The sequence below is a fragment of the Deefgea sp. CFH1-16 genome (assembly GCF_016881365.1).
GTDB lineage: Bacteria > Pseudomonadota > Gammaproteobacteria > Burkholderiales > Chitinibacteraceae > Deefgea.
In genome coordinates, this window is record NZ_WLYT01000001.1 from 1138509 (window position 1) to 1162874 (window position 24366).

32 protein-coding genes and 8 pseudogenes are annotated in these 24366 nt (G+C 44.8%); 13 read left to right on the plus strand and 27 right to left on the minus strand.

All coding sequences use genetic code 11. The features are described from left to right. Window positions 1-103: 103 nt before the first annotated feature. Window positions 104-1006: a LysR family transcriptional regulator ArgP gene (locus GKO28_RS06200; protein WP_182075706.1), complete on the plus strand. Its 903-nt coding sequence runs from the start codon at window positions 104-106 to the stop codon at window positions 1004-1006. Window positions 1007-1091: 85 nt separating this feature from the next. Here the strand turns inward: GKO28_RS06200 and rplS are convergent, their stop codons facing one another. From rplS to ffh, 5 genes and pseudogenes are all read right to left on the minus strand, one after another. Next, window positions 1092-1472, minus strand: a complete 381-nt coding sequence (rplS, locus tag GKO28_RS06205; RefSeq protein WP_173532416.1) for a 50S ribosomal protein L19 — start codon at window positions 1470-1472, stop codon at window positions 1092-1094. 44 nt (window positions 1473-1516) lie between these two features. Further along, window positions 1517-2277: pseudogene (trmD, locus tag GKO28_RS06210) on the minus strand (tRNA (guanosine(37)-N1)-methyltransferase TrmD). Between the two features lie 32 nt (window positions 2278-2309). Beyond that, window positions 2310-2792, minus strand: a complete 483-nt coding sequence (gene rimM / locus GKO28_RS06215; RefSeq protein ID WP_173534586.1) for a ribosome maturation factor RimM — start codon at window positions 2790-2792, stop codon at window positions 2310-2312. Window positions 2793-2855: 63 nt separating this feature from the next. Next, a complete protein-coding gene (gene rpsP, locus GKO28_RS06220) occupies window positions 2856-3098 on the minus strand; it encodes a 30S ribosomal protein S16 (RefSeq protein WP_173532418.1) in 243 nt (80 codons plus the stop codon). A gap of 196 nt (window positions 3099-3294) precedes the next feature. Further along, the gene (gene ffh, locus GKO28_RS06225) at window positions 3295-4638 is read right to left on the minus strand and encodes a signal recognition particle protein (RefSeq protein ID WP_182075707.1); all 1344 of its coding nucleotides are present in this window, start codon (window positions 4636-4638) and stop codon (window positions 3295-3297) included. A gap of 83 nt (window positions 4639-4721) precedes the next feature. Here ffh and GKO28_RS06230 point away from each other — a divergent pair, with 83 nt between their 5' ends. From GKO28_RS06230 to GKO28_RS19400, 10 genes and pseudogenes are all read left to right on the plus strand, one after another. After that, window positions 4722-5201 (plus strand): hypothetical protein, encoded by a 480-nt coding sequence (locus GKO28_RS06230; RefSeq protein WP_182075708.1) that lies wholly within the window; start codon window positions 4722-4724, stop codon window positions 5199-5201. Next, window positions 5189-5533, plus strand: a complete 345-nt coding sequence (ccsA, locus tag GKO28_RS06235; RefSeq protein ID WP_203563968.1) for a cytochrome c biogenesis protein CcsA — start codon at window positions 5189-5191, stop codon at window positions 5531-5533. Before GKO28_RS06230 ends, ccsA begins: the two co-directional genes overlap by 13 nt. 286 nt (window positions 5534-5819) lie before the next feature. Beyond that, complete coding sequence (gene pilB / locus GKO28_RS06240; RefSeq protein ID WP_173532421.1) at window positions 5820-7523, plus strand: type IV-A pilus assembly ATPase PilB; 1704 nt, start codon at window positions 5820-5822, stop codon at window positions 7521-7523. Window positions 7524-7536: 13 nt separating this feature from the next. Beyond that, complete coding sequence (locus GKO28_RS06245; protein WP_182075710.1) at window positions 7537-8763, plus strand: type II secretion system F family protein; 1227 nt, start codon at window positions 7537-7539, stop codon at window positions 8761-8763. A 2-nt stretch (window positions 8764-8765) separates the two neighbouring features. After that, window positions 8766-9617 carry an A24 family peptidase gene (locus tag GKO28_RS06250; protein WP_282099243.1) on the plus strand — a complete coding sequence of 284 codons (852 nt, stop codon included), beginning with the start codon at window positions 8766-8768 and terminating at the stop codon, window positions 9615-9617. After that, a complete protein-coding gene (gene coaE, locus GKO28_RS06255; protein ID WP_182075711.1) occupies window positions 9618-10232 on the plus strand; it encodes a dephospho-CoA kinase in 615 nt (204 codons plus the stop codon). It begins immediately after the preceding gene. Between the two features lie 57 nt (window positions 10233-10289). Then, entirely contained in the window at window positions 10290-11048 is a 759-nt protein-coding gene (gene zapD / locus GKO28_RS06260) for a cell division protein ZapD (protein WP_182075712.1), read from the plus strand. Next, entirely contained in the window at window positions 11045-11236 is a 192-nt protein-coding gene (locus GKO28_RS06265; RefSeq protein WP_182075713.1) for a DNA gyrase inhibitor YacG, read from the plus strand. The genes zapD and GKO28_RS06265 overlap by 4 nt, the downstream gene beginning before the upstream one ends. Window positions 11237-11445: 209 nt before the next feature. Then, window positions 11446-11663, plus strand: a pseudogene (locus GKO28_RS19395) (GNAT family N-acetyltransferase); the annotation flags it as partial. A gap of 75 nt (window positions 11664-11738) precedes the next feature. Beyond that, window positions 11739-12077 (plus strand): hypothetical protein, encoded by a 339-nt coding sequence (locus GKO28_RS19400; protein WP_247646850.1) that lies wholly within the window; start codon window positions 11739-11741, stop codon window positions 12075-12077. 97 nt (window positions 12078-12174) lie between these two features. Here GKO28_RS19400 and GKO28_RS06275 read toward each other — a convergent pair whose 3' ends face one another. Next, window positions 12175-12990 carry a symmetrical bis(5'-nucleosyl)-tetraphosphatase gene (locus tag GKO28_RS06275; protein WP_182075714.1) on the minus strand — a complete coding sequence of 272 codons (816 nt, stop codon included), beginning with the start codon at window positions 12988-12990 and terminating at the stop codon, window positions 12175-12177. A 29-nt stretch (window positions 12991-13019) separates the two neighbouring features. Between GKO28_RS06275 and GKO28_RS06280 the strand changes: the two genes are divergently transcribed. Beyond that, window positions 13020-13298: a hypothetical protein gene (locus GKO28_RS06280; protein ID WP_203563969.1), complete on the plus strand. Its 279-nt coding sequence runs from the start codon at window positions 13020-13022 to the stop codon at window positions 13296-13298. After that, the gene (locus GKO28_RS06285; RefSeq protein WP_182075715.1) at window positions 13276-13905 is read left to right on the plus strand and encodes an HDOD domain-containing protein; all 630 of its coding nucleotides are present in this window, start codon (window positions 13276-13278) and stop codon (window positions 13903-13905) included. The genes GKO28_RS06280 and GKO28_RS06285 overlap by 23 nt, the downstream gene beginning before the upstream one ends. A 57-nt stretch (window positions 13906-13962) precedes the next feature. On the opposite strand, the gene rplQ is transcribed toward GKO28_RS06285, so the two are convergent. The 21 genes and pseudogenes from rplQ to rpsC form a co-directional block, all read right to left on the minus strand. Next, complete coding sequence (gene rplQ / locus GKO28_RS06290; protein ID WP_173532428.1) at window positions 13963-14352, minus strand: 50S ribosomal protein L17; 390 nt, start codon at window positions 14350-14352, stop codon at window positions 13963-13965. A gap of 28 nt (window positions 14353-14380) precedes the next feature. Beyond that, a pseudogene (locus tag GKO28_RS06295) lies at window positions 14381-15363 on the minus strand (DNA-directed RNA polymerase subunit alpha). 34 nt (window positions 15364-15397) lie between these two features. Next, a pseudogene (gene rpsD / locus GKO28_RS06300) lies at window positions 15398-16022 on the minus strand (30S ribosomal protein S4). Window positions 16023-16036: 14 nt separating this feature from the next. Then, complete coding sequence (gene rpsK / locus GKO28_RS06305; RefSeq protein WP_027469946.1) at window positions 16037-16429, minus strand: 30S ribosomal protein S11; 393 nt, start codon at window positions 16427-16429, stop codon at window positions 16037-16039. Window positions 16430-16444: 15 nt separating this feature from the next. Further along, window positions 16445-16809 (minus strand): annotated as a pseudogene (rpsM, locus tag GKO28_RS06310) (30S ribosomal protein S13). 58 nt (window positions 16810-16867) lie between these two features. Then, on the minus strand, window positions 16868-16981 hold the full coding sequence (gene rpmJ / locus GKO28_RS06315) for a 50S ribosomal protein L36 (RefSeq protein WP_018748524.1): 114 nt from the start codon (window positions 16979-16981) through the stop codon (window positions 16868-16870). 252 nt (window positions 16982-17233) lie between these two features. Then, entirely contained in the window at window positions 17234-18538 is a 1305-nt protein-coding gene (secY, locus tag GKO28_RS06320; protein WP_173532431.1) for a preprotein translocase subunit SecY, read from the minus strand. Window positions 18539-18567: 29 nt separating this feature from the next. After that, on the minus strand, window positions 18568-19002 hold the full coding sequence (gene rplO, locus GKO28_RS06325; protein ID WP_173532432.1) for a 50S ribosomal protein L15: 435 nt from the start codon (window positions 19000-19002) through the stop codon (window positions 18568-18570). 1 nt (window position 19003) lies between these two features. Beyond that, window positions 19004-19189: a 50S ribosomal protein L30 gene (rpmD, locus tag GKO28_RS06330; protein ID WP_173532433.1), complete on the minus strand. Its 186-nt coding sequence runs from the start codon at window positions 19187-19189 to the stop codon at window positions 19004-19006. Continuing rightward, window positions 19186-19701, minus strand: a complete 516-nt coding sequence (gene rpsE / locus GKO28_RS06335; protein WP_173532434.1) for a 30S ribosomal protein S5 — start codon at window positions 19699-19701, stop codon at window positions 19186-19188. Before rpsE ends, rpmD begins: the two co-directional genes overlap by 4 nt. Before the next feature lie 19 nt (window positions 19702-19720). Next, on the minus strand, window positions 19721-20074 hold the full coding sequence (gene rplR, locus GKO28_RS06340) for a 50S ribosomal protein L18 (RefSeq protein WP_173532435.1): 354 nt from the start codon (window positions 20072-20074) through the stop codon (window positions 19721-19723). Between the two features lie 13 nt (window positions 20075-20087). Further along, entirely contained in the window at window positions 20088-20621 is a 534-nt protein-coding gene (gene rplF, locus GKO28_RS06345) for a 50S ribosomal protein L6 (protein ID WP_182075716.1), read from the minus strand. Between the two features lie 12 nt (window positions 20622-20633). Beyond that, window positions 20634-21028 (minus strand): annotated as a pseudogene (gene rpsH, locus GKO28_RS06350) (30S ribosomal protein S8). Window positions 21029-21043: 15 nt separating this feature from the next. Continuing rightward, window positions 21044-21350 (minus strand): annotated as a pseudogene (gene rpsN, locus GKO28_RS06355) (30S ribosomal protein S14). A 7-nt stretch (window positions 21351-21357) separates the two neighbouring features. Further along, window positions 21358-21897, minus strand: a complete 540-nt coding sequence (rplE, locus tag GKO28_RS06360; protein ID WP_173532439.1) for a 50S ribosomal protein L5 — start codon at window positions 21895-21897, stop codon at window positions 21358-21360. Between the two features lie 11 nt (window positions 21898-21908). Then, window positions 21909-22229, minus strand: a complete 321-nt coding sequence (gene rplX / locus GKO28_RS06365) for a 50S ribosomal protein L24 (RefSeq protein ID WP_173532440.1) — start codon at window positions 22227-22229, stop codon at window positions 21909-21911. Between the two features lie 12 nt (window positions 22230-22241). After that, on the minus strand, window positions 22242-22610 hold the full coding sequence (gene rplN / locus GKO28_RS06370) for a 50S ribosomal protein L14 (protein ID WP_173532441.1): 369 nt from the start codon (window positions 22608-22610) through the stop codon (window positions 22242-22244). A gap of 194 nt (window positions 22611-22804) precedes the next feature. Beyond that, entirely contained in the window at window positions 22805-23068 is a 264-nt protein-coding gene (rpsQ, locus tag GKO28_RS06375) for a 30S ribosomal protein S17 (RefSeq protein ID WP_173532442.1), read from the minus strand. A 1-nt stretch (window position 23069) separates the two neighbouring features. Continuing rightward, entirely contained in the window at window positions 23070-23258 is a 189-nt protein-coding gene (rpmC, locus tag GKO28_RS06380) for a 50S ribosomal protein L29 (protein WP_173534589.1), read from the minus strand. Beyond that, window positions 23258-23674: a 50S ribosomal protein L16 gene (gene rplP / locus GKO28_RS06385; RefSeq protein WP_173532443.1), complete on the minus strand. Its 417-nt coding sequence runs from the start codon at window positions 23672-23674 to the stop codon at window positions 23258-23260. Before rplP ends, rpmC begins: the two co-directional genes overlap by 1 nt. Next, window positions 23658-24366 (minus strand): annotated as a pseudogene (rpsC, locus tag GKO28_RS06390) (30S ribosomal protein S3). The gene rplP and the pseudogene rpsC overlap by 17 nt, the downstream one beginning before the upstream one ends.

Genomic DNA, 24366 nt, shown 5'->3' on the forward strand with positions numbered 1-24366 from the left:
CACCTCTTCAATGAGGTTTCCATTGTCATGCGAGAATACAATTAATTAAATATGATTTATTATTTCTAATTAATCATTAAAATTTCTTAATAAATGGACTGCAATGCTCGATACCCATAAAGGCGAGGCGCTATTGGCAGTGATCGATAGCGGTAGCTTTGAACAAGCTGCCAAATCGCTACACCTCACACCATCTGCTGTTTCCCAGCGAGTAAGCGCGCTAGAAAGCCAGCTTGGCACACCACTCTTAATTCGCACGCGCCCTTGCCGCGCAACACGCGCCGGACAACGCCTACTGCAATATCTACGGCGCAGCCAGTTTTTAGAGCATGAGTTTTTAGCCGAACTTGAGCATGAACAGCAGCATTTTTTACCGGTACCGATGGTGGTCAACCACGACACCCTTGCCACGTGGTTATTACCCGCTTTGAGCCAGTTTTTGCAAGATGAGCAACTATTACTCGATATTAGCTTGGACGACCAAGACCATACTTATACCCAGCTAGAGAGTGGACATGCCTTAGTGGGGATTTCTAGCGAATCGGAAGCATTACGAGGCTGCCGCGCCCAAGCTCTCGGCATTATGCGCTACCGCCTACTGGCACATCCTGACTTTGCCAGCCGCTATTTTCCGCAAGGCTTGCAACGCGAAGCTGCGCGCCGCGCGCCATTGATGGTTTTTAATCGTAAAGATGCGCTGCAAAGTAACTTCTTATTGCGAACGCTCGGTCTGCCTAGCACTCATCTCAATTGCCATTATGTCCCATCGAGCGAAGCATTTTTACAAGCCATTGAATTGGGTTTGGGTTACGGCATGGTGCCCGAAATACAATACCAACCAGCTACGGGCCAGCGTCATCTGATTGATCTGGCGCCAAGCCAGCCTACCGATATCATGCTGTATTGGCATTGCTGGCAAGTGCAATCCCCCAAACTAGAGCGGCTTAGTCAAGCAGTGATCCAAGCGGCCAAGCAAGCACTATTACCATTAGCAACCGAGGATTAACCTCAAACGAAAAAAAAACCCGCATTCGCGGGTTTTTTCTGCGCTACGCAGGGTAGCTGGCACTTGAGTCGTTGTGAAAAAGCAATTAAGCCTTAGCAGCAACCACTTTACGTGCTGGCAATTTTTCCTTAATACGTGCAGATTTACCTGAACGATCACGGAGGTAATACAATTTAGCGCGACGAACATCACCACGACGCTTAACTTCAACTGAAGCTACGAGTGGAGAGTAAGTTTGGAATGTACGTTCAACGCCCATACCAGAAGAAATCTTACGCACGATAAAGGCGCTGTTCAGACCACGGTTACGTTTAGCAATAACAATGCCTTCGTAAGCCTGTAGACGTTCACGAGTACCCTCTTTCACTTTTACGCTAACGATAACGGTATCGCCAGGTGCAAAATCAGGGATTACTTTGTTCAAACGAGCAATTTCTTCTTGCTCAAGTTGTTGTAACAAATTCATTGGATACTACTCCGTATGTGAAACCGTACCTTCCACGCAATGGTTTAATCCATTGAGCTTGCTGAATATTCAGTTTTGAATTCAGCCAGAAGACGAGCTTCCTCTTTAGTTAACTGACGACCTTGCAACAAATCTGGGCGGCGTAACCAAGTACGCCCCAAAGATTGCTTTAGGCGCCAGCGCCTTATTGCGGCATGATTGCCTGACATCAAGACATCAGGAACGATCATATCGCGATAATTTTCGGGACGGGTGTAATGCGGACAATCCAGCAACCCATCCACAAATGAATCTTCCACCGCACTGGCCGCGGTATTTAATACCCCGGTATCAGGCGGGATACGGCGTCGATTAAGATCATCGCGGGCAATTCACCACCCGATAATACATAATCACCAACCGAAATTTCTTCGTCGACTTGCGATTGAATCACTCGCTCATCAACGCCCTCATAACGCCCACATAACAAAACTAAACCCGGCATTTGCGCCAAAGCCTCGGCTTTTTTATGCGTTAGCGGTGCACCTTGCGGTGACAAATAAACCGTATGCGGCACGACACCTAATTCACGCTGACGTTGCTTTGCAGCAGTCAACGCTTCATCCAAAGGTGCAGCAAACATCACCATGCCAGGACCACCGCCGAAGGGGCGATCATCAACGCGATGGTAATTATCCGTCGTGTAGTCACGCGGATTCCATGTTGTTAATCCGATTAAATTTAATTCTACCGCGCGCCGAGTTACCCCATGCGCACTGATGGCATCAAACATTTCCGGAAATAAAGTAACAACATCAAATTGCATGCAAACCTAAGCACCGTGCCATGGGATGAGGATTAATAATCCAAACCCCAGTCCACGCGCATCACACGCGTCTCAAGATTGACATCCAGCACAACGTGTCCAACAAAAGGCACAAGGCGCTCTGTTGTTTCATCTTTTACAACGATGACATCGTTTGCGCCAGTTTCAAACAGCTTCTCAATGACGCCCAAGCGCTCGCCTTGCTCATTGAATACTGCCAAGCCAATTAAATCAGCCCAATAGTATTCACCTTCTCCGGCGGCAGGCATGCTGCTACGCGGAATCGAAATTTCGCAGCCTTTGAGTGCAAATGCCGCATCACGGTCATTTACGCCTTCAAGCTTGGCGCCTAATTTCTTAGGTTGCACATGCGAATCAACGACTTTATAAGCACGGAAAACACCGTTTCGCCCTAGCCACCAGACTTTGTAGTCCAGCAAACTATCAGCATGTTCGGTATCCGCGACGAGGCTAATCCAGCCTTGAATGCCAAAAGCCCCGTTCACATAGCCCATCGATACCAAATCATTGGGTATCTCAGTAGCAGAGTGCGAGGCCTTAAGATTGTTTGACACTGATTACTTAGCTGCGTTTTTGATCAAACGAGCAACAGTATCTGAAGGCTGAGCGCCAACACCTAACCAGTAAGTTAGACGATCTTGAGTCAAACGAACGGCTTCTTCAGCACCGCGAGCTTGAGGATTGTAGAAACCTACGCGCTCGATGAAACGACCATCGCGGCGGTTGCGCGAATCAGTCACAACGATGTTGTAGAACGGGCGATCTTTTGCGCCACCACGAGCTAGACGAATCACGACCATAATAAAACCCAATATTGGTAATTAGCAGAAAGGCGGCGATTCTGCCAGAAATCGGCGTTTACTGCAAGGTCGAGCAGAGATTATGTTCTAAACGGCAATAGTAAATTGCTGTAGCACTGCGACTTTAAAACAACTACCGTATGGGTATCAAACTGAAGCCTGAATAAAGCAAGGGCTACAACTAGATACCCATAAATTACATGCCAGGCATCATGCCTTTTAAGCCACGCATCATTTTCATCATGCCGCCGCCCGAGAACTGCTTCATCATTTTTTGTGTTTGCTCGAACTGCTTAAGCAAACGATTCACTTCCTGTACGGTTACGCCAGATCCGGCGGCAATTCGGCGTTTACGACTGGCTTTTAATAGCTCAGGCTTACGACGCTCAAGCGGCGTCATCGAATTAATAATCCCTTCAATTCGTGCCACTGATTTATCGTTCACTTGGCTATCGGCCATCGCCGCCATATTGCCTGGCAATTTATCCATCAAGGCCGACATTCCACCCATTTTTTTCATTTGCTGAATTTGGGTTTTAAAGTCTTCCAGATCAAATCCCTTACCGGATTTGACCTTTTTCATCATTTTGAGTGCTTCGGCCTCATCGACTGAATTTTTAACATCTTCAATCAGTGAGAGCACATCGCCCATACCGAGCACGCGGCTGGCCATCCGATCAGGATGGAATGGCTCTAACCCAGTGAGTTTCTCTCCGGTACCTAAGAATTTAATTGGCTTGCCGGTCACATGCCGTACTGACAGTGCGGCACCACCGCGCGAATCGCCGTCCATCTTGGTCAAAACAATACCGGTTAACGGTAAAGTTTGGTTAAAGGCTTGGGCGACATTCACCGCATCTTGACCTTGCATTGCATCAACGACAAACAGTGTTTCAACCGGATTCACCGCAGCATGCAGGGCTTTGATTTCAGCCATCATCGCTTCGTCAATCGCTAAACGACCCGCCGTATCGACGATTAATACATCATAAAAATGACGTTTCGCATGATCAATCGCCGCCAAAGCGATATCTACCGGCTTTTGACTTACATCAGATGGGAACCAATCCACCGTTAATTGACCAGCTAGCGTTTTGAGCTGCTCAATCGCCGCGGGCCGATAGACGTCGGTTGATACCAACAGGACTTTCTTCTTTTGTGTTTCTTTCAGTAACTTGGCTAACTTACCCGATGTCGTTGTTTTACCGGCACCTTGCAAACCCGCCATCAAAATAACGGCAGGTGGTACTGCAGCCAAATTGAGCGCATCATTTTGTGCACCCATTAATTTGGTCAGTTCTTCGTAAACAACACTAATCAAGGACTGCCCTGGCGTTAAGCTACCAACAACCTCTTGGCCTTCTGCACGAACTTTGACGTCAGCGATAAATTGCTTCACCGCCGGCAGCGCCACGTCGGCTTCGAGCAGCGCCATGCGAACTTCGCGCAGCGCATCCTTCATATTGTCTTCAGTCAAGCGGGCGTTACCGCGCAGCGTTTTAACTACACCACCCAAGCGGCCGGACAGATTCTCAAACATGCGTTACACCTTTAATGCGGTTGATGCCGATTCGGCACCGACTCTGTTAGACTAAACAATTAACTATTTTACCCTGATTTGACGTGCTCACCCTGCTTACCCTATTGACCTTTACTATTTACCTGATCCTCGGCTGGCATTTTTGCCAAATCCGGCTGACAGGGCAAGCGGCTGCACGCCATTTTCCTGAAACAATCTTGTTGCTAACGGGACTTTGCATCCACGGCACAGTGATCTTGCTGCCATTTATTAGCGGCCATCAATTGCATTTTGGCGCCGCCGAATCTTTATCGCTTACCGCGTGGCTGAGCCTGCTGATTTATATTGTCGGTCGGCAATATTGGCAACTCGATGGCCTAGAACCGCCGTTATTTGCATTTATCAGCTGCTTTATACTGCTATCGATGCTACTCCCGGCTGGGCATTTGATTACTTATGCACAAAGTACACTATCTCGTAGCCATTTTTTACTGTCGATGCTGGCTCAAGGTTTGATCGTCAACGCAGCAGCCATCGCCATTCTAAATGCGTTTTTCCGACCGCAATCTGCATGGCAACAATAGAAAAAATACTAGTGCGCACCTTGCCACCCTTACTAACGCTGGAACAATTACTATTTAGCTGCGTCACGCTAGGATTTATTTTATTGAGCGCTGCCCTCATTACGGGCGTTTATTTTTCGGCACAAAATAGTGGTTTATTGCTGACACTCTCACATAAAACTATTTTTGCTTTTACGTCTTGGGGCATTTTTGGTGCGCTGTTAGTCGGCCGAGTATTATATGGCTGGCGTGGACGTTTCGCCGCCAACTGGGCCTTGGCTGGCTTTGTCTTATTATTTCTTGGCTATATTGGTACACGTATAGTCTTGGAAGTCTTTATTCAACAAGGCTAAGCATATATACCCCAAGTTAAAGATGACGACCCTCTTGCGAGATGACAACTTAGCTTTCGGCGTAAAGAATATACACCGACTCTTTGCTGACTCAGCAATGAAATATCCGCAACTAAAACACAACAAAACTTGAGATTAGACACCCCATTCAAGGCAATGCGAACATCAGCACGTCGTCAATCTATAGACATCTGCTAGACTAGAGTTGTGATTTGAAGAAAAAACAAGATTTCCAGCGAATCTCTAATTACAAAATGACTAACGGCTTTGGAGAAACTCAGCGCTTATGACTGCCCCCCTTATTTCTGGGCTCGCACGGCTTTTGGTGCAGCACGGCCGTTTAATCGAAGCTGATGCCGAAATGCTGCAGACAACCGCAGCTACAAATAAAACCTCGTTCATCGAGCAGTTAATTCAAAGCAAAAAAATGTCGGCGCGAGATATTGCCGATTTTTCATCAAAGACCTTCGGTTATCCTCTTCTCGATCTTGATCGGATTGACCCTAGCTATATTCCACAAGGCGTACTCGATAGCAAGGCCATGCAGGCGCAGCGTCTTGTTCCGCTCTACAAGCGAGGCACCAAATTATTTGTTGGTATCTCTGATATTACCAATATGGCGGCAGTGGAAAACGTACGTTTTCAAACTAATGCCCAAGTCGAACCCATCATTGTCGAAGACCCCAAGCTCGCGGTTTTACTTAATAAACTGCTAGAAGCCAGTGGTGCCAACCTCAAAGATATGGTGATTGATGAGGCCGATTTGGAAATGGCTGGCGGCGACGATGCGCCAGTTCAAGATACCGCGGCCAATCTTGAAATCGATGACGCGCCTGTTGTTAAGTACCTACAAAAAATCTTGATGGATGCCATTAACCAAGGCGCATCGGATATCCACTTTGAACCTTACGAAAAATTTTTCCGCGTTCGTTATCGTGTCGATGGCGTTTTGCGTGAAGTTGCGACGCCGCCACTGGCGATTAAAGAGAAAATTTCCTCTCGTATCAAAGTCATTTCCAAACTCGATATTTCAGAAAAACGCGTCCCACAAGATGGTCGGATGAAACTTGTTTTATCCAAAAGCCGCGCCATTGATTTCCGGGTTTCAACTTTGCCCACCATGCATGGCGAAAAAATCGTTATGCGGATTTTAGATCCATCGTCAGCGACGCTAGGCATTGATGCTCTTGGTTACGACCCGGATCAAAAAGCGACCATTCTCGAGGCCATTCATCGCCCCTATGGCATGGTCTTGGTAACCGGCCCAACTGGCTCAGGTAAAACCGTATCGCTGTATACCTGTTTAAATTTACTCAACAAGCCGGATATCAATATTTCTACCGCGGAAGATCCTTGCGAGATTAACTTGCCTGGCATTAACCAAGTTAACGTGAATGATAAAGCCGGTTTAACATTTTCTGCCGCACTGAAAGCCTTCTTGCGGCAAGATCCTGACATCATCATGGTCGGTGAGATTCGTGATTTAGAGACGGCAGATATTGCGATTAAAGCCGCCCAAACTGGGCATATGGTTTTTTCTACCCTGCACACCAATGATGCGCCAACCACGTTAACGCGGATGTTAAACATGGGTATTCAACCCTTTAACATTGCCTCTTCGGTGATCTTGATTACCGCGCAACGTTTGGCGCGTCGGCTATGTAGCTGCAAGCAGCCCGTTGATATTCCAACCGAAGCGCTACTAAATGCTGGTTTTGATCAAAGTGATCTTGATGGAACATGGCATAGTTACGGCCCTAATGGCTGTGAAATATGCAAAGACAGCGGCTACAAAGGCCGAGTTGGCATTTATCAAGTGATGCCCATTACTGACGAACTCAATCGCATTATTATGACCAACGGCAATGCCATAGATATTGCCGACCAAGCACGCCGTGAAGGGGTTCTCTCTTTACGTGAAGCGGGCTTAAGAAAAGTAAAACAAGGTCTCACTTCTTTAGAAGAAATTATGGCCGTTACCAACGAATAACAAGGGGGCCCGCATGGCAGTCCAAAAAAAAACAATAGCGGTCAAAGAATTTAATTATCACTGGAAAGGCAAAGATCGCACCGGCAAGGCAGTTAGCGGTGAAATGCGTGCCAGCGGCGAAGCCGTTGTCAAAAAAACCACCTTACGCCGCCAAGGCGTTAATATTGCTTCGGTTAAAAAAGTTCGTGTTCCTGCGGGTCGGAAAATCACCGAGCTTGATATTGCTATGTTTACGCGGCAATTAGCGACCATGCTCAAATCAGGCGTACCACTACTCACCGCGTTTGATATCGTCGCCAAAGGTCATGGAAACCCTTCAGTCACCAAGTTATTACTTGATATCAAAACGGATATCGAAACGGGCTCTTCACTCACACAAGCGTTTCGTAAGCATCCGCTGCAATTTGATGCGCTGTATTGCAATTTAGTGCAGGCCGGTGAGCAGGCCGGTATTTTGGATGCATTACTCGCTCGACTTGCGACTTACAAAGAGAAAATCCTTGGCGTTAAGAAAAAAATCAAATCTGCGATGTTTTATCCTACCGCTGTGATAGTTGCAGCATTTGTGATTACCGCAGTCATTATGATTTTTGTTATTCCAGCATTTAAAGACTTATTCTCAAGTTTTGGTGCCGACTTACCTGCCCCGACATTGATGGTAATGGCAATGTCTGATTTTTTTGTCTCGTACTGGTTCCTCATCTTTGGTGGTATCTTTGGTGGCTTCTGGCTATTTATGAACGCTTGGCGCCGTTCAGAAGCGATGCAAATTTTTATGGATCGATTGATTCTTAAGCTGCCAATTTTTGGCGAAATCGTCAAAAATGCCACCATTGCCCGCTGGACTCGAACCCTAGCCACCATGTTTGCCGCTGGGGTACCACTGGTTGAATCTCTTGAATCCGTTGGCGGAGCAGCAGGCAACTATATCTACAAAATTGCAACGAAAAAAATTCAGTCTGAAGTGAGCACCGGCACTAGTTTGACGGTTGCAATGCAAAATGCGAATGTGTTTCCCAATATGGTGATGCAAATGACCTCGATTGGCGAAGAATCAGGCTCGCTCGATGCCATGCTCAGCAAAGTCGCAGATTATTACGAGGAAGAAGTCGACAATGCTGTTGAAGCATTATCCAGCTTAATGGAGCCGATCATTATGGTGGTGCTCGGTACTTTGATCGGTGGCCTAGTGGTGGCAATGTATCTGCCTATTTTCAAAATGGGTGCGGCTGTTGGTTAATTTTGAATTCTTCAATTGAAATTTCTATGTTTATTTTTGCTATTGCTGTATTAGGTTTATTAGTCGGTAGTTTTTTAAATGTCGTCATTCATCGCCTACCGCTGATGATGGAAAGAGAGTTTAAACAAGAATGTGCTGTACTTCTCGACGAACCCACACCAACACCCGCAGCTAAATATAATTTAGTCGTTCCGCGTTCAGCTTGTCCTCAATGTGGGCATCAAATAACCGCACTCGAGAACATTCCAATTCTGAGTTGGCTACTGCTACGTGGGCAATGTGCTCATTGCAAAAACAAAATCAGTGCACGCTACCCACTCGTAGAATTAATGACTGCTTTGATTTCAGGCGGGCTGGCTTGGCACTTTGGCTATAGCGCTCCGCTGATTGGCGCTCTAATTCTGGCATGGTTTTTAATCACATTAATCATGATTGATGCCGATACTTACCTACTGCCCGATAGTTTGACATTGCCATTGATTTGGATTGGATTAATTTTCAATAGCTTTAATGTCTTTACCTCACTAGAAAGTGCGGTATATGGCGCAATCGCAGGGTATATGTCTCTTTGGCTCGTATACTGGGCATTTAAGTTAATCACCGGCAAAGAGGGTATGGGCTACGGAGATTTTAAATTACTTGCCGCGCTGGGAGCTTGGTTTGGCTGGAGCATGATCCCAATGATTATTCTATTATCTTCGTTTGCTGGAGCAGCGATCGGCATTGTGATGGTTTTAGGTCAAAACAGAGGATGGAATAAGCCCATGCCATTTGGACCTTATCTCGGCGTTGCCGGCTTACTGGCTTTAATTTGGGGCAAAGATCTATCGCTCATGTTGTATGGAATGGCATAAGTGCACGTTGTTGGCATAACAGGCGGTATTGGCAGTGGCAAAAGTAGCTTCTGCCATGCATTTGTACGCTTAGGCATAACCGTCATTGATACTGACCAACTTGCCCATCAGCTAACGCAAGCCTCTTCAGCAGCGATGCCTGCTATTGTGGCGAAATTTGGAGAATCCGCGATACAAGCTGATGGTGCACTTAATCGGACTTGGATGCGGCAACATATTTTTTCCAACCCGAGCGGCAAACAAACATTAGAAAAAATACTCCATCCTCTCATTTATAAAATGGCCGCAGAGTTAATTAAAAATGAGCCGCTCGAACAAGCATATTGCATCCTGGCGGTTCCTTTATTATTTGAAACTCAATTATTTCTACGCCTGATTGACTATTCTATTGCAATCGATTGTGAAGAACGTTTACAGATTGAACGCGTTAAATCTAGAAGTCACTTATCTGAAATTGAAATCAGACAAATCATTGCCACTCAAATGAATCGAGCGCAGCGAAACCAATATGCCGATGAAATTCTCCGCAATGACGGGACACTTCAGGATATCGACGCAAAAGTGTCGCAGACACATGATTTTTTGCTGCAAAAGTTTAAATTAATCAAACAATAGGTTTTCAAATTGTAGTGTATGCTGCAAAATTGCGAATCTTTACCGGACCTATGCATTGTGATCAGTTACGAATTTCCGATCAATGAGAGAATACGAACCCTTCTTCGGCTCGAAGATCTCTATGTCCGCACCGAAGAGTTCGCTTCGCGTGAGCTACCGACTGATCATCACATGGCTCTACTTGGTATTTTCGAAATTATGGAAGTGGCTAGTCGAGCGGATTTAAAGTCTGATTTACTGCAAGAATTAGAACGGCAGCGCCAAACACTACTCGCATTGCGCAATAATCCTCATATCTCTGAAGATGCTTTAGATCGAGTATTATTGGACATAGAATCTACACATGCTCGCCTTTTGAATATGACCGGTAAATTAGGGCAATATCTGCGTGAAAACGAATGGCTAATGGCAATTAAGCAGCGCAGTTCTATTCCTGGTGGCGTTTGTGAGTTTGATTTACCTTCTTATCACTATTGGCGAACCCAAGCAGCAGAACGCAGGAAAAATGATTTAGCACGTTGGCTAAATCCATTAATGCCAATTAAGCAGGGCTTAGATATTGTACTAAAATTGCTGCGCGACTCTGCCAAATCAAGCCACTTTGTTGCGAAATCAGGTTCATTTCAGCAAATGTCGGGCGGAAAAACCGTTCAGCTACTCAAAGTGAGTTTAAATAACGACTTACCAGCCATACCTGAGCTTTCAGCCAATCGCTATGCGATTAATATTAGATTCGTAGTGCCAAGTACCAGCGGTGAAAGAGCTAAAGTCATTGATAGTGATGTATCGTTTACTCTGGCATATTGTAATTTATGAAAAAAATAATTAAATGCCCTTCCTGTGGGCTGAGCACTCCTTATTCTACTGATAATCCCTTTCGCCCTTTTTGTTCTGAACGCTGCAAGCTCGTTGATTTAGGCGCATGGGCAACTGAAACGTATCGGGTTCCGGATGAATCCACCCCTCCTGACTTTGAATTTGATTTATTTAAAAAATCTGACTAGATCGTAATCACAAATTCATCCATTTATCACAGCGGTGTAATATGAGGCTAGTAATTTAAACTCTCCATCTAGGAGAGTTAATATGCACCTCGAAAATAGATTTTCTAGTCATGACAAACAAAAATAGAAAATTAACCGTTTCCATCGCCAATAATCAAGATACGATCAAAGCGGCTCAAGTACTGCGCTATAAAGTATTCGTTGAGGAAATGGGCGCACAACTGCCAAATAATTCAAGTGGACTCGATCGCGATCTATTTGATGATTATTGCGATCACCTTATTGCCCACGATGAAAACACCGGTGAAGTTGTCGGCACTTACCGCATACTCCCCCTCACCAAGCAAGAAAAGTAGGCAGTTACTACTCAGACACCGAGTTTGATTTAACACGACTTCAACATATCCGACCACAACTCGTGGAGTTAGGCCGCAGTTGCGTCCACCCAAAATATAGAAATGGTGCCACCATTACATTGCTATGGGCTGGACTAGCAAAATACATGGCAGAAAATCAATACCAATATATGATTGGGTGTGCCAGTGTATCCCTCATTGACAATGGGCATACTGCAATTAATTTGTATCAACAAATCGCCAAAAAATCACTAGCCCCTATAGAGTGGCGTGTATTTCCAAGAATGCCACTGCCAACACCGCAACAACATCATTACAATCATGTAGAAGTACCGGCACTTATAAAAGGCTATCTAAGAGCAGGTGCAATGATTTGTGGAGAGCCTGCTTGGGACCCAACATTTAATACAGCGGACTTTTTAATGTTGCTACCTACAAAACAACTCAGCGAACGATATGCACAACATTTTTCCCTGCGAAAATAAGGAAGCAGCCATAACACAGGTGAAGATAGAAAATATGAGTTCGAGACTTGATTTCGACTATTGGGTAATCCCAATAAAAGAACGCAAATATTAAAATTTAATCAAAAAGAGATTGGCAATCATGCTCAGCTGGCACTTGATATAAACGGCCATCATCTAAGCATAACGCAGTTAGTTGCCCCCCCCAAATGCAACCCGTATCCAAGCAAGCAAATTGTTGATTAACCATTAAGCCAAGGGTAGACCAATGTCCAAACACGATTCGTTTTGAAATATCGGACTGAACCATATACCACGGCGTTAACTGACTAGGGGCGTCTAGAATTTCCCCTTTATATTTAAATTCTAAAGCTAAGCGATCCAGCATACGCATTCTTGTAAATGAGTTAATTCCAAATCGGAACTCAGAATCTGCTGTAAAAGCAGCATCCCATGTCGTGGGTGCATTCCCATACATGATCTGTAGCCAATTATGGTACCCATCCGATGATAAATTTTTGCTGCAATTATCAGCAATACGCAACGAGTCAACTATAGAAATGGTGGGATTTATTCCAGCATGACATATAAAACAATCTGGCAAGTCAATGATCAATGGCTGTGTTCTTAACCAGTGAAGCAAATCATCCACATCGGGTGCATTTAATATTGCTTCAAGTGTATCGAGCTCTTTTACTTTTGACCCCCCTGCCCAGCAAGCTAATAAATGTAGGTCATGATTGCCAAGAACAACCTCTATAGTTGGCGAGAGTGATTTAACTAATCGCAAAACTTCCAATGACTGAGGTCCGCGATTGACCAGGTCACCAACAAGATATACTTTGTCAGAACTTGGATTAAACTGGATAAGAGAGAGCAAGGAACAGAACTCAGAATAGCACCCTTGTATATCACCAATAGCATAGCGTGCCATATAAAACTGCCTTTAAAATGAACAAGGTAATGATGCAGAATAATCCGAAAAATTTAGCTGGCTGGATCAACATTATCAGTCATGTTGAAATCCCAATACTTGCTAGCACTAAAGAACAAATTACTAAATTACGTAGCAATATGGATTGCATTGATCTACGTGATCTAGCATATGTAATCGGGCACGACCCATTATTAAGTTTGAAAATGCTAAAGTATCAAGTGAATCGGCGGAGTCACCAGCAAGTAACAGACATCACGAACATTGAAAAAGTACTTCTAATGATTGGGATTAAAGAGTTTTTTTGAAATTATACGTGACTGCCCGATTTTAGAAGAAGAATTATCCCAAAATACTGACACATTACAAACCTGTTTAAAAACTTGTGCCAGAGCATATTATGCTGCACAGCTTGCAGAAACCATGAGTAAATCTAGGCGGGATATAGACCCAAAAGAAATCATTACTGCCGCTTTATTACATGAAACTGCAGAGATTTTATTATGGCTAGCCGCCCCTGAGTTAATGATCAAAATTAGAGATTCATTAAAAAACAATACAGAAATTAGAAGCAAATCAATCCAAAAAGAAATTTTAGGTTGCACTGTAAATGAATTACAGCAAGAGCTAATCACTCACTGGCATTTACCTAAGATATTGCTACATTTGATAGATGAAAGCTATGTAAATGATCCAAGGGTTCTCTTAGTGCTAGTTTCAACATCAATAGCAAGACATACTGAATGGAGTTGGAATCGAGAACTAAACTATATAGATATCGAAAAATGTGCTCAGATTTTGCACATTAGTAATGATGAAGCACACACTATAATCGTTAATACAGCACTTAGAACCGCTAAAGAATGGAAATGGTATCAAGTAGAAACAGCAGCTGCTAGAATCATTGAATATTAAATTCGATCAAATAAAAAAAAGGCCAACAAAGTTGGCCTTTTTTTTTTAAAAACTATTTTATTCAGCAGCGTCTACAGCTTCAGCTTCTTCTGGGCGATCGACAAGTTCAACATATGCCATAGGAGCATTGTCACCTTGACGGAAGCCGCACTTCAAGATACGAAGGTAGCCACCGTTACGCGTTGCGTAACGTGGGCCTAGAATATCAAATAATTTAACTACAACTTCACGATCACGAGTACGGTCAAAAGCCAAGCGACGATTAGCCAAACATGGTTTTTTACCTAAAGTAATCAACGGCTCTGCAACACGGCGTAATTCTTTTGCCTTTGGTAGAGTCGTTTTAATAACTTCATGCTTTAGCAACGAGTTAGCCAAGTTGCGAAGCATAGCAAGACGATGACTTGTCGTGCGATTCAGTTTACGATTAGAAAGACGGTGACGCATTTGTCAGTTCCTTTACTAGTGCCGGACTTCAAGGCTTATCTAAGCCAGCCGGAGGCCAGTTTTCTAGGCGCATGCCGAGGCTAAGGCCCTTCGAAGCTAGCACTTCTTTGATCTCATTCAACGATTTACGACCCAAATTCGGAGCTTTTAACAACTCAGTTTCTGTTCGCTGAATCAGATCGCCAATGTAATAGATGTTTTCCGCTTTGAGGCAATTTGCCGAACGAACTGTCAATTCAAGATCATCTACCGGACGTAACAAGATAGGATCTATAGTAATCGTAGGTTCTGCAACTGTAACTTCTGGCGTACCTTCCAAGTCAGCAAATACGCCGAGCTGGTCAATCAACATCCGAGCGGCTTGGCGAACTGCCTCATCCGGCTCAATCACGCCATTAGTTTCAATGTCGATATCAAGCGGTCAAGATCGGTACGCTGTTCGACACGAGCACTCTCTACATGATAACTAACACGGCGAATTGGACTGAATGAAGCATCCAGCATAACCGTACCAATGGTACGACCCTCTTCTTTATTCAATCGAGCAGGAGCAGGTTGATAACCGCGACCTTTTTCGACTGTAATTTCCATGTTTAACTTACCACCAGCAGAAAGATGAGCAATCACATGTTCTGGATTGATCACTTCGACATCATGCGGCAGCTGGATGTCGGACGCCGTTACGATACCCTCACCCTCTTTAGAAAGGGTGAGAGTAACAGAGTCCCGACCATGCAGCTTGAGCACAACGCCTTTAAGGTTCAACAGGATGTCAACGACATCTTCCTGTACACCATCCAGCGCGGAGTATTCATGCACAACACCTTCAATCTTTACTTCTGTCGGAGCAAAGCCCGGCATAGAAGAAAGCAAAATTCGGCGTAGTGCATTACCGAGCGTATGGCCATAACCACGCTCAAAAGGCTCCATTACGACTTTAGCATGTGCCGTAGCAACAGTCTGTACGTCAATAATGCGCGGTTTGAGCAAGTCGTTTGCGTTGATTTGCATAAGTCAGTATCCCTTGCCTTAGCGGGTCAGGTTATTACTTGGAATAGAATTCCACCACTAACGATTCATTAATATCGCTAGATAGATCGGAACGCTCTGGCATATTTTTAAATACACCTTCCATTTTCTTAGAATCAACCTGTACCCAATTTGGGAAACCAATACCTTCAGCAAGAGAGAGAGCCTCTTGAATACGTACTTGCTTCTTAGACTTCTCACGCACAGCAACCACATCGCCAGCTTTCACTTGGAAAGAAGGAATGTTTACAGGTTTGCCATTTACAGTGATTGCTTTATGGGAAACTAGTTGACGAGATTCAGAACGAGTCGAACCGTAGCCCATGCGATAAACAACATTATCGAGACGACTTTCGAGAAGTTTCAACAGATTTTCACCTGTAGAACCTTTACGACGAGCCGCTTCATGGAAATAACCACGGAACTGACGTTCTAGAACGCCGTAAATACGACGGATCTTTTGCTTTTCACGCAGGTGAACGCCGTAGTCCGACTGACGCGTATTTTTTTTTCGCGCCATGCTGGCCTGGGGCTTGTTCCAGCTTGCATTTGCTATCGAGCGAACGACGCGCGCTCTTCAAGAACAGATCCGTTCCTTCGCGGCGTGCGAGTTTGCACTTAGGTCCAATATAACGAGCCATTTCTTACTCCAGAATTAGATACGACGCTTCTTCGGCGGACGGCAGCCGTTGTGCGGAACAGGCGTCACATCCGAGATACTGGTGATCTTGAAACCAAGAGCGTTCAATGCACGCACTGCAGATTCACGACCTGGACCCGGACCCTTGATACGAACTTCGAGGTTCTTAACACCATATTCTTGGGCAACTTTACCAGCAGCTTCTGCCGCAACCTGTGCAGCAAAAGGTGTACTTTTACGAGAGCCCTTGAAACCAGCACCGCCCGAGGTAGCCCAAGATAAAGCATTGCCTTGGCGATCAGTGATGGTAATGATCGTGTTATTGAAAGACGCGTGAACGTGCACGATACCTTCAGACACGCTCTTCTTGACTTTCTTACGTACACGAGCTGTGTTTGCTTTAGCCATAATTTATGTCCTTAATTACTTCTTGCCAGCGATAGCCTTGCGCGGACCCTTACGAGTACGTGCATTGGTTTTCGTACGCTGACCGCGACAAGGTAAGCCTTTACGATGACGTAAGCCACGGTAACAACCAAGATCCATAAGACGCTTGATGTTCATGGTTACTTCACGACGTAGATCACCTTCAATAGTGAACTTGCCTACTTCGTCACGCAATTTTTCAAGTTCAACATCACTGAGATCTTTTACCTTCTTGCTTGGCTCAATTTCAGTAATAGCACACAAATCGCTTTAGCGCGAGTTTGACCAATACCAAAAATAGCCTGAAGGCCGATCACAGTATGCTGATGATTGGGAATATTAACCCCAGCAATACGGGCCATACTTCTTACCCCAGGTTAAAAAGTGGTGGATCTTAACACCAATAGCCGATTGACTCAATCAGCCTTGACGTTGCTTATGCCGCGGGTCTGTACAAATTACGCGTACAACACGGTTGCGACGAATAATTTTGCAGTTACGGCAGATTTTCTTGACCGATGCCTGAACTCTCATGGTCTATCCTTTACGATCAAAGTAAAATTTCAACTTGTAAGTTGAAATACAATACAATTCCTGTTTCAGTAGTTGTGAATAAATTCGCAACCGCTCACCCAAGAGGGAATGAATAATATAGCATCCAATACAATCTGGGAAGCAAAACAAGAGCCGCATGTCTGAATTAGGACAAATTCTCAGTACAATACAAATTGTACTGAGAATAGATCCAACCATTAAAATGACACTTGCACATTAAATGCAAATTAATTAACCCTTGAAGTTCGCCTTCTTCAATAGACCTTCATACTGATGCGACAGCACATAAGACTGTAACTGAGCCATAAAGTCCATAGTAACAACTACCAAGATAAGCAACGAAGTGCCACCAAAGTAGAATGGAACATTCCATTTCAGAATCAGAAACTCAGGGATCAAGCAAATGATAGTGATGTAAACAGCACCGATCAATGTCAATCTTAGTATTAACTTCTCAACATATTTTGCAGTATGCTCACCCGGGCGATACCCAGGCACCATAGCACCACTCTTCTTTAAATTATCCGCAGTTTCTCTTGGACTAAATACTAGTGCCGTATAGAAAAAACAGAAGAAGATGATTGCAGCAGCATAAAACAAAACATACAACGGCTGGCCGGGATGCAACATGTCACCCAAGGACTTAAGCCAAGTCAATTTTTCACCATTCCCAGTCCAAGACAAAACAGTCGCCGGAAATAAAATAATTGAAGAGGCAAAAATTGGTGGGATAACACCAGCCATATTAATTTTCAGTGGCAAGAACGAACTTTGCGCCTGCATCAACCGATTACCAACCTGTCTTTTTGCATATTGAATCGGCACCTTACGCTGCCCACGCTCAACAAAAACAACCACAGCGGTTAGCAAAATAACGCCAACAAACAAGAACAATACCAACAAAATTGGTAGCGAACCTTGACTTGATAACGTTAAAGTTTTTGCAATTGCAGAAGGAACGCCAGCGGCAATACCTGCACAAATTAGGATAGAAATACCATTCCCTAATCCGCGTTCAGTAATTTGCTCACCCAGCCACATCAAAAACATTGTTCCAGTAACCAAAGAAATCATTGTTACAGCAACAAACATTCCTTGATCCATAACAACCAAATTAGGTTGTCGGAACAACATCATTGAAATACCAAAACTTTGTGCCGAAGCCAAAAGAACAGTAAAATAACGAGTGTACTGTGTAAGCTTTCGCTTACCCGACTCACCCTCTTTCTTCAACTGTTTTAGGGATGGCAACACTTCACCGGCCAGCTGAACAATGATCGATGCCGAGATATAAGGCATGATACCAATCGCAAATACAGTAAAGCGCGATAAAGCTCCACCTGAAAACATGTTAAACATGTTTAACAAGCCAGTTTGTGACGATTGGAACAAGTTCGCCAGCTCAACCGGATTAATACCCGGCACTGGAATATGTGCGCCAATACGATATACGATCAGCGCACCTACAACGAACCAGATCCGTTTTTTAAGATCAGCAAATTTACTTGCTGAGCCAGCCAAAGCGGGATTTGCCACGTTCTGCCCTATCCTGTTGATTTACAACATTACTCGCTAATAGAACCGCCAGCAGCCTCGATTGCAGCCTTAGCACCCTTGGTTACGCCCAAACCTTTAACAGTTACGGCGCGCTCAATGGTACCAGAGAGTACAACTTTGCAAGTCAAAGAATGCTGAGAAATCAAACCAGCCTGAATTAGACTTAATAAGTCAACTTCGCCGATTGGCAAAGCATTTAATTCAGACAATGTAATTTCAGCATTCTTGCCTTTAGCAAGAGATACAAAACCACGTTTCGGCAAACGGCGTTGCAAAGGCATTTGACCGCCTTCAAAACCAACTTTATGGAAGCCGCCAGTACGGGACTTCTGTCCCTTATGACCACGACCACAAGTCTTGCCCAAACCAGAACCGATACCACGACCAACACGCTTAGCAGCATGCTTTGCGCCGGCACCAGGAGTTAGGTTATTGAGTTGCATATTAACCCTCCACCTTTAGCAAGTAGCTGATTTTATTAACCATGCCACGATTTTCTGGCGTATCGATTACAACAGACGAACTGTTCATACGACGCAAACCCAAACCACGAGCACAAGCTTTATGAGCCTCAAGACGACCAATCAAGCTTTTAACCAGAGTCACCTTAATTGTTTTAACGTCGCTCATTGCGCACCCCCAAGAATTTCTTCAACTGTTTTGCCACGTTTAGCAGCAATATCAGAAGGGGTGTGTAATTTAGCCAATCCATCCAACGTCGCACGAACGATATTATATGGATTAGTTGAGCCATGGCATTTTGCAGTAATGTTATGAATACCCATTACTTCAAAAACAGCGCGCATAGGACCACCAGCAATAATACCGGTACCTTCTGGGGCTGGCTGCATAAACACGGTTGTTGCTCCATGCTTACCAAATACAGTGTGTTGCACTGTACCATTACGCAGACTAACTTTTACCATTTTACGGCGAGCTTCTTCCATTGCTTTCTGTACAGCTACCGGCACTTCTTTCGATTTGCCTTTACCCATACCAACACTACCGTCACCATTACCAACAACGGTTAGTGCTGCGAAACCAAGGATACGACCACCCTTCACTACTTTGGTTACGCGATTAACGCTAACCATTTTTTCGAGTAGACCGTCCTTGACTTCTTCTCTTTCGTTCTTAGCCATTATTCAACTCCAAACTCAATTAGAAGGCCAGGCCAGCTTCACGAGCAGCATCAGCCAACGCTTTCACGCGACCATGGTACTGGAAACCGGAACGGTCAAAAGCAACTGATTCAATACCAGCGGCCTTAGCACGTTCAGCAATCAACTTACCAACAGCGGTTGCACCAGCAACACTGCCACCATTTTTAACTTCAGCACGCAACCCTGCTTCCAAGGTATTAGCTGAAGCCAAAACATTACCGCCCGTTGCATCAATAATTTGGGCGTACATATGGCTATTGGTACGATGGACCGACAAGCGCACAACCTTGAGCTCCGCAATCTTGGCACGGGTTTTACGTGCACGGCGAAGTCTACTTTGATTCTTATCCATGATTCAGCCTCGATTACTTCTTCTTGGTTTCTTTGATAACCACAACTTCATCAGCATAACGAACGCCCTTGCCTTTATATGGCTCTGGTGAACGGTAGGCACGAATCTCTGCAGCAACCTGACCAACAAGTTGTTTATCGGCACCCTTCAAAAGGATCTCAGTCTGAGTTGGAGTCTCACAAGTAATTCCCTTAGGAATAGCATGAGCAACTGGATGAGAGAAACCTAGTGACAGGTTCAATACTTCACCTTGAGCCTGAGCACGATAACCAACACCAACAAGTGTTAATTTACGCTCAAAGCCCTTAGAAACACCGTTAACCATGTTGTTAACTAACGCACGCAAAGTACCAGACATAGAACGAGCAAATTTGCTATTTCCATTGGCTTCGAAAACAACAGAGCCGTTTTCAACTTTGACAGTTACATCAGTAACAATAGGCTGTGCCAAAGATCCTTTTGGACCCTTAACTACGATTTCACCTGCGGCGATATTTACTTCAACGCCAGCCGGAATGGTTACCGGATTTTTAGCTACGCGGGACATTGTGATACCTCATCAAGCAACGATGCACAAAAGCTCGCCACCAACACCATTGGCACGCGCTTTGCGGTCGGTCATCACACCCTTGGATGTAGACACGATCGCCACACCAAGACCATTCATTACATTTGGAATGTCGCCAGCACCGCGCGGTAATCACGCAGACCTGGTTTTGAAACACGATCAAGACGCTCAATAACTGGGCGACCTGCGTAGTACTTCAATTCAATCGTCAAGACTGGCTTAACATCACCAGCTACAGTAAACGATTCAACATAACCTTCTTCCACTAATACTTTAGCAATTGCAACCTTCAACTTTGAAGACGGCATAGCTACAGCAGCTTTGTCAGCACGTTGTGCATTGCGGATACGAGTCAACATATCGGCGATAGGATCATGCATTGCCATGTGTTTTCTCTCCTATTACCAGCTAGCTTTGACCAGACCCGGTACTTCGCCCTTGAAAGCGAGTTCACGCAGCTTGCTGCGACCGAGACCGAATTTGCGGAACACGCCACGTGAGCGGCCAGTCAATGTGCAACGATTTGTGCAAACGAACTGGTGATGCATTACGTGGGAGTTGCTGGAGTTTCAAGCGGGCTTGGAATTGTTCTTCCTCACTCGCGTTTTGATCGTTAATAACGACCAAGAGCGCTGCACGTTTAGCTGCAAACTTCGCAACTACAGCTACGCGCTTTGCTTCACGATTAATCAGTGCAAGTTTTGCCATGATCGCCTCAAGTCTTAAACGGGAATTTGAATGCAGCGAGCAGAGCACGCGCTTCATCGTCAGTTTTAGCCGTAGTTGTGATCGTGATATTCATACCACGAAGCGCATCAATCTTATCGTACTCAATTTCCGGGAAGATGATTTGCTCTTTCACACCCATGTTAAAGTTGCCACGACCATCGAAGGACTTGCCACCAATACCACGGAAGTCACGCACACGCGGTAACGCGATAGTAACTAGGCGATCAAGGAATTCAAACATACGTTCACGACGCAAAGTCACCTTGCAACCAACCGGATAGCCATCACGAATCTTAAAACCAGCAATTGATTTTTTAGATTTTGTAACAACCGGCTTTTGACCAGCAATCTTTTGCATATCGCCAACAGCGAAATCCATTACTTTTTTATCTGCAACTGCCTCACCAACACCCATGTTGATGGTGATTTTTTCAATGCGTGGCACTTGCATTACAGACTTGTAGCCGAATTGCTTAACCAACTCGGGAACAATCTGGTTCTCATAAATCTCTTGAAAACGAGCCATCTTGATTCCCCTTAGCCGCCAACCACTTCGCCACTAGACTTGAACACACGCACTTTCTTGCCGTCTTCAAGAGTCTTGAAGCCAACACGATCAGCCTTGCCAGTCGCAGTATTGAAAATAGCCACATTAGATACGTCAACCGACTTAGTCAGCTCAACGATACCACCTTGAACACCGCGCATTGGATTTGGTTTTTGGTGTTTTTTAACGATATTAACACCTTCAACCACAACACGGCCTTCAGCTGGAATAGAAGTAAGAACGATACCGCGCTTACCCTTATCTTTGCCAGTGAGAACGATTACTTCATCGCCTTTGCGAATCTTGTTCATGCTGGATACTCCTTAAAGAACTTCTGGCGCAAGAGACACGATCTTCATAAAGCGTTCTGTACGCAATTCACGCGTAACAGGCCCAAAGATACGAGTGCCAATTGGCTCAAGTTTTGCATTAAGAAGAACGGCTGCATTACCATCAAACTTGATAAGTGCACCATCAGCACGACGAACGCCCTTAGCAGTACGAACAACGACCGCATTGTATACATCGCCTTTTTTGACGCGACCACGAGGAGCAGCATCTTTAATGCTGACCTTGATGATATCGCCGACAGACGCATAACGACGCTTAGAGCCACCAAGCACTTTAATGCACATTACAGAACGCGCACCAGTGTTATCGGCAACATCTAGTTTTGATTGCATTTGAATCATTTAAGACAAACCTCCAACTTAACCCGCTTAATCAGCCTGGCAAACCAGGTGCCCGGCATTACCGAGCCAATAGCGGCTAGTTTTGGATCCCGAAGGGAAAACAGTGCAACCCACAACTGCAGGCTACACAATGAAAGGGGCATTCTACACAAAGCAGAATGCCCTCACAAGCTTTTACGCAAAATTAATTAAAATTAAGCAGCACGAGCCTTTTCAACCAATGCAGTTACTGTCCAATTTTTAGTCTTAGACAGTGGACGGCACTCAGCAATCATGACCAAATCACCATCTGCATACTGATTTGATTCATCATGTGCGTGATACTTTTTAGACTGACGTACCATCTTGCCGTACAGTGGATGCTTAACCAAACGCTCCACCAATACAGTTACGGTTTTGTCCATCTTTGCGCTAACCACTCGACCAGTCAGCGTACGCTTGAGTTTAGCTTCGCTCATATTAAGCCGCCTTCTGATTCAGAACGGTAAGAACACGTGCAACATCTTTACGCACACGCTTGATCTCACTAGTGTTAGCCAATTGGCCTGTCGCATGCTGCATGCGAAGACTAAACTGTGCTTTCAGCAGTGCCGTCAATTCGCCCTTAAGCTCTTCAACGGATTTCTGTTGTAGTTCAGATGCTTTCATCATTGCCCCACTTGACGTGTAACCATGGTAACTGAGAAAGGCAATTTAGCAGACGCCAGGCGGAAAGCCTCACGTGCAACCTCTTCAGATACACCATTCAATTCGTACAATACTTTACCCGGCTGAATCTCAGCAACGTAGTAATCCGGCGAACCCTTCCCTCCACCCATACGAACTTCAGCAGGTTTAGTAGAAATAGGCTTGTCTGGGAATGCACGAATCCAAACACGACCACCACGTTTAATGTAACGTGTAATCGCACGACGAGCAGATTCAATTTGACGCGCAGTTAAACGGCCACGGCTAGTTGCCTTCAAACCGTACTCACCGAACGCAACAGTATTACCACGAGTGGCGATACCAGTATTGCGACCTTTTTGAACCTTACGGTACTTGAGTCTAGTTGGCTGCAGCATTTCGAGGCCCCTTACGTGGTTTCTTCTGTGTTTCTACTGGCTCAGCGGCGAATTTATCACCTGGCTTCACATCACCTTTGTAGACCCAAACCTACCTTAACACCAATAATACCGTAGGTTGTTTTAGCTTCAGAAGTAGCATAATCAATATCTGCACGCAATGTATGCAATGGAACACGACCTTCACGATACCATTCAGTACGTGCAATTTCGATACCATTCAAGCGACCAGAAGACATGATTTTAATACCTTGCGCACCAAGGCGCATTGCATTTTGCATTGCACGCTTCATTGCACGACGGAACATCACGCGTTTCTCAAGCTGAGCAGTAATACTATCAGCAATAATCTGAGCATCAATCTCTGGTTTGCGAACTTCTTCAATATTCACATGCACTGGAACATTCAAGATTTTCTGCAAAGCGAGTTTCAATTGCTCGATATCTTCGCCTTTCTTACCAATTACAACACCAGGACGTGCCGAGTAGATTGTAACTTTTGCATTTTTTGCCGGACGCTCAATCACGATACGACTAACAGCAGCACCTACCAACTTTTTCTTCAAAAATGCACGAACTTCAATATCTTCGTTAAGCATTTTTGCAAAGTTGCTGCTATTAGCATACCAACGCGAGGACCAATTTTTGGTGACAGGTAAACGAAAACCCGTCGGATGAATTTTCTGACCCAT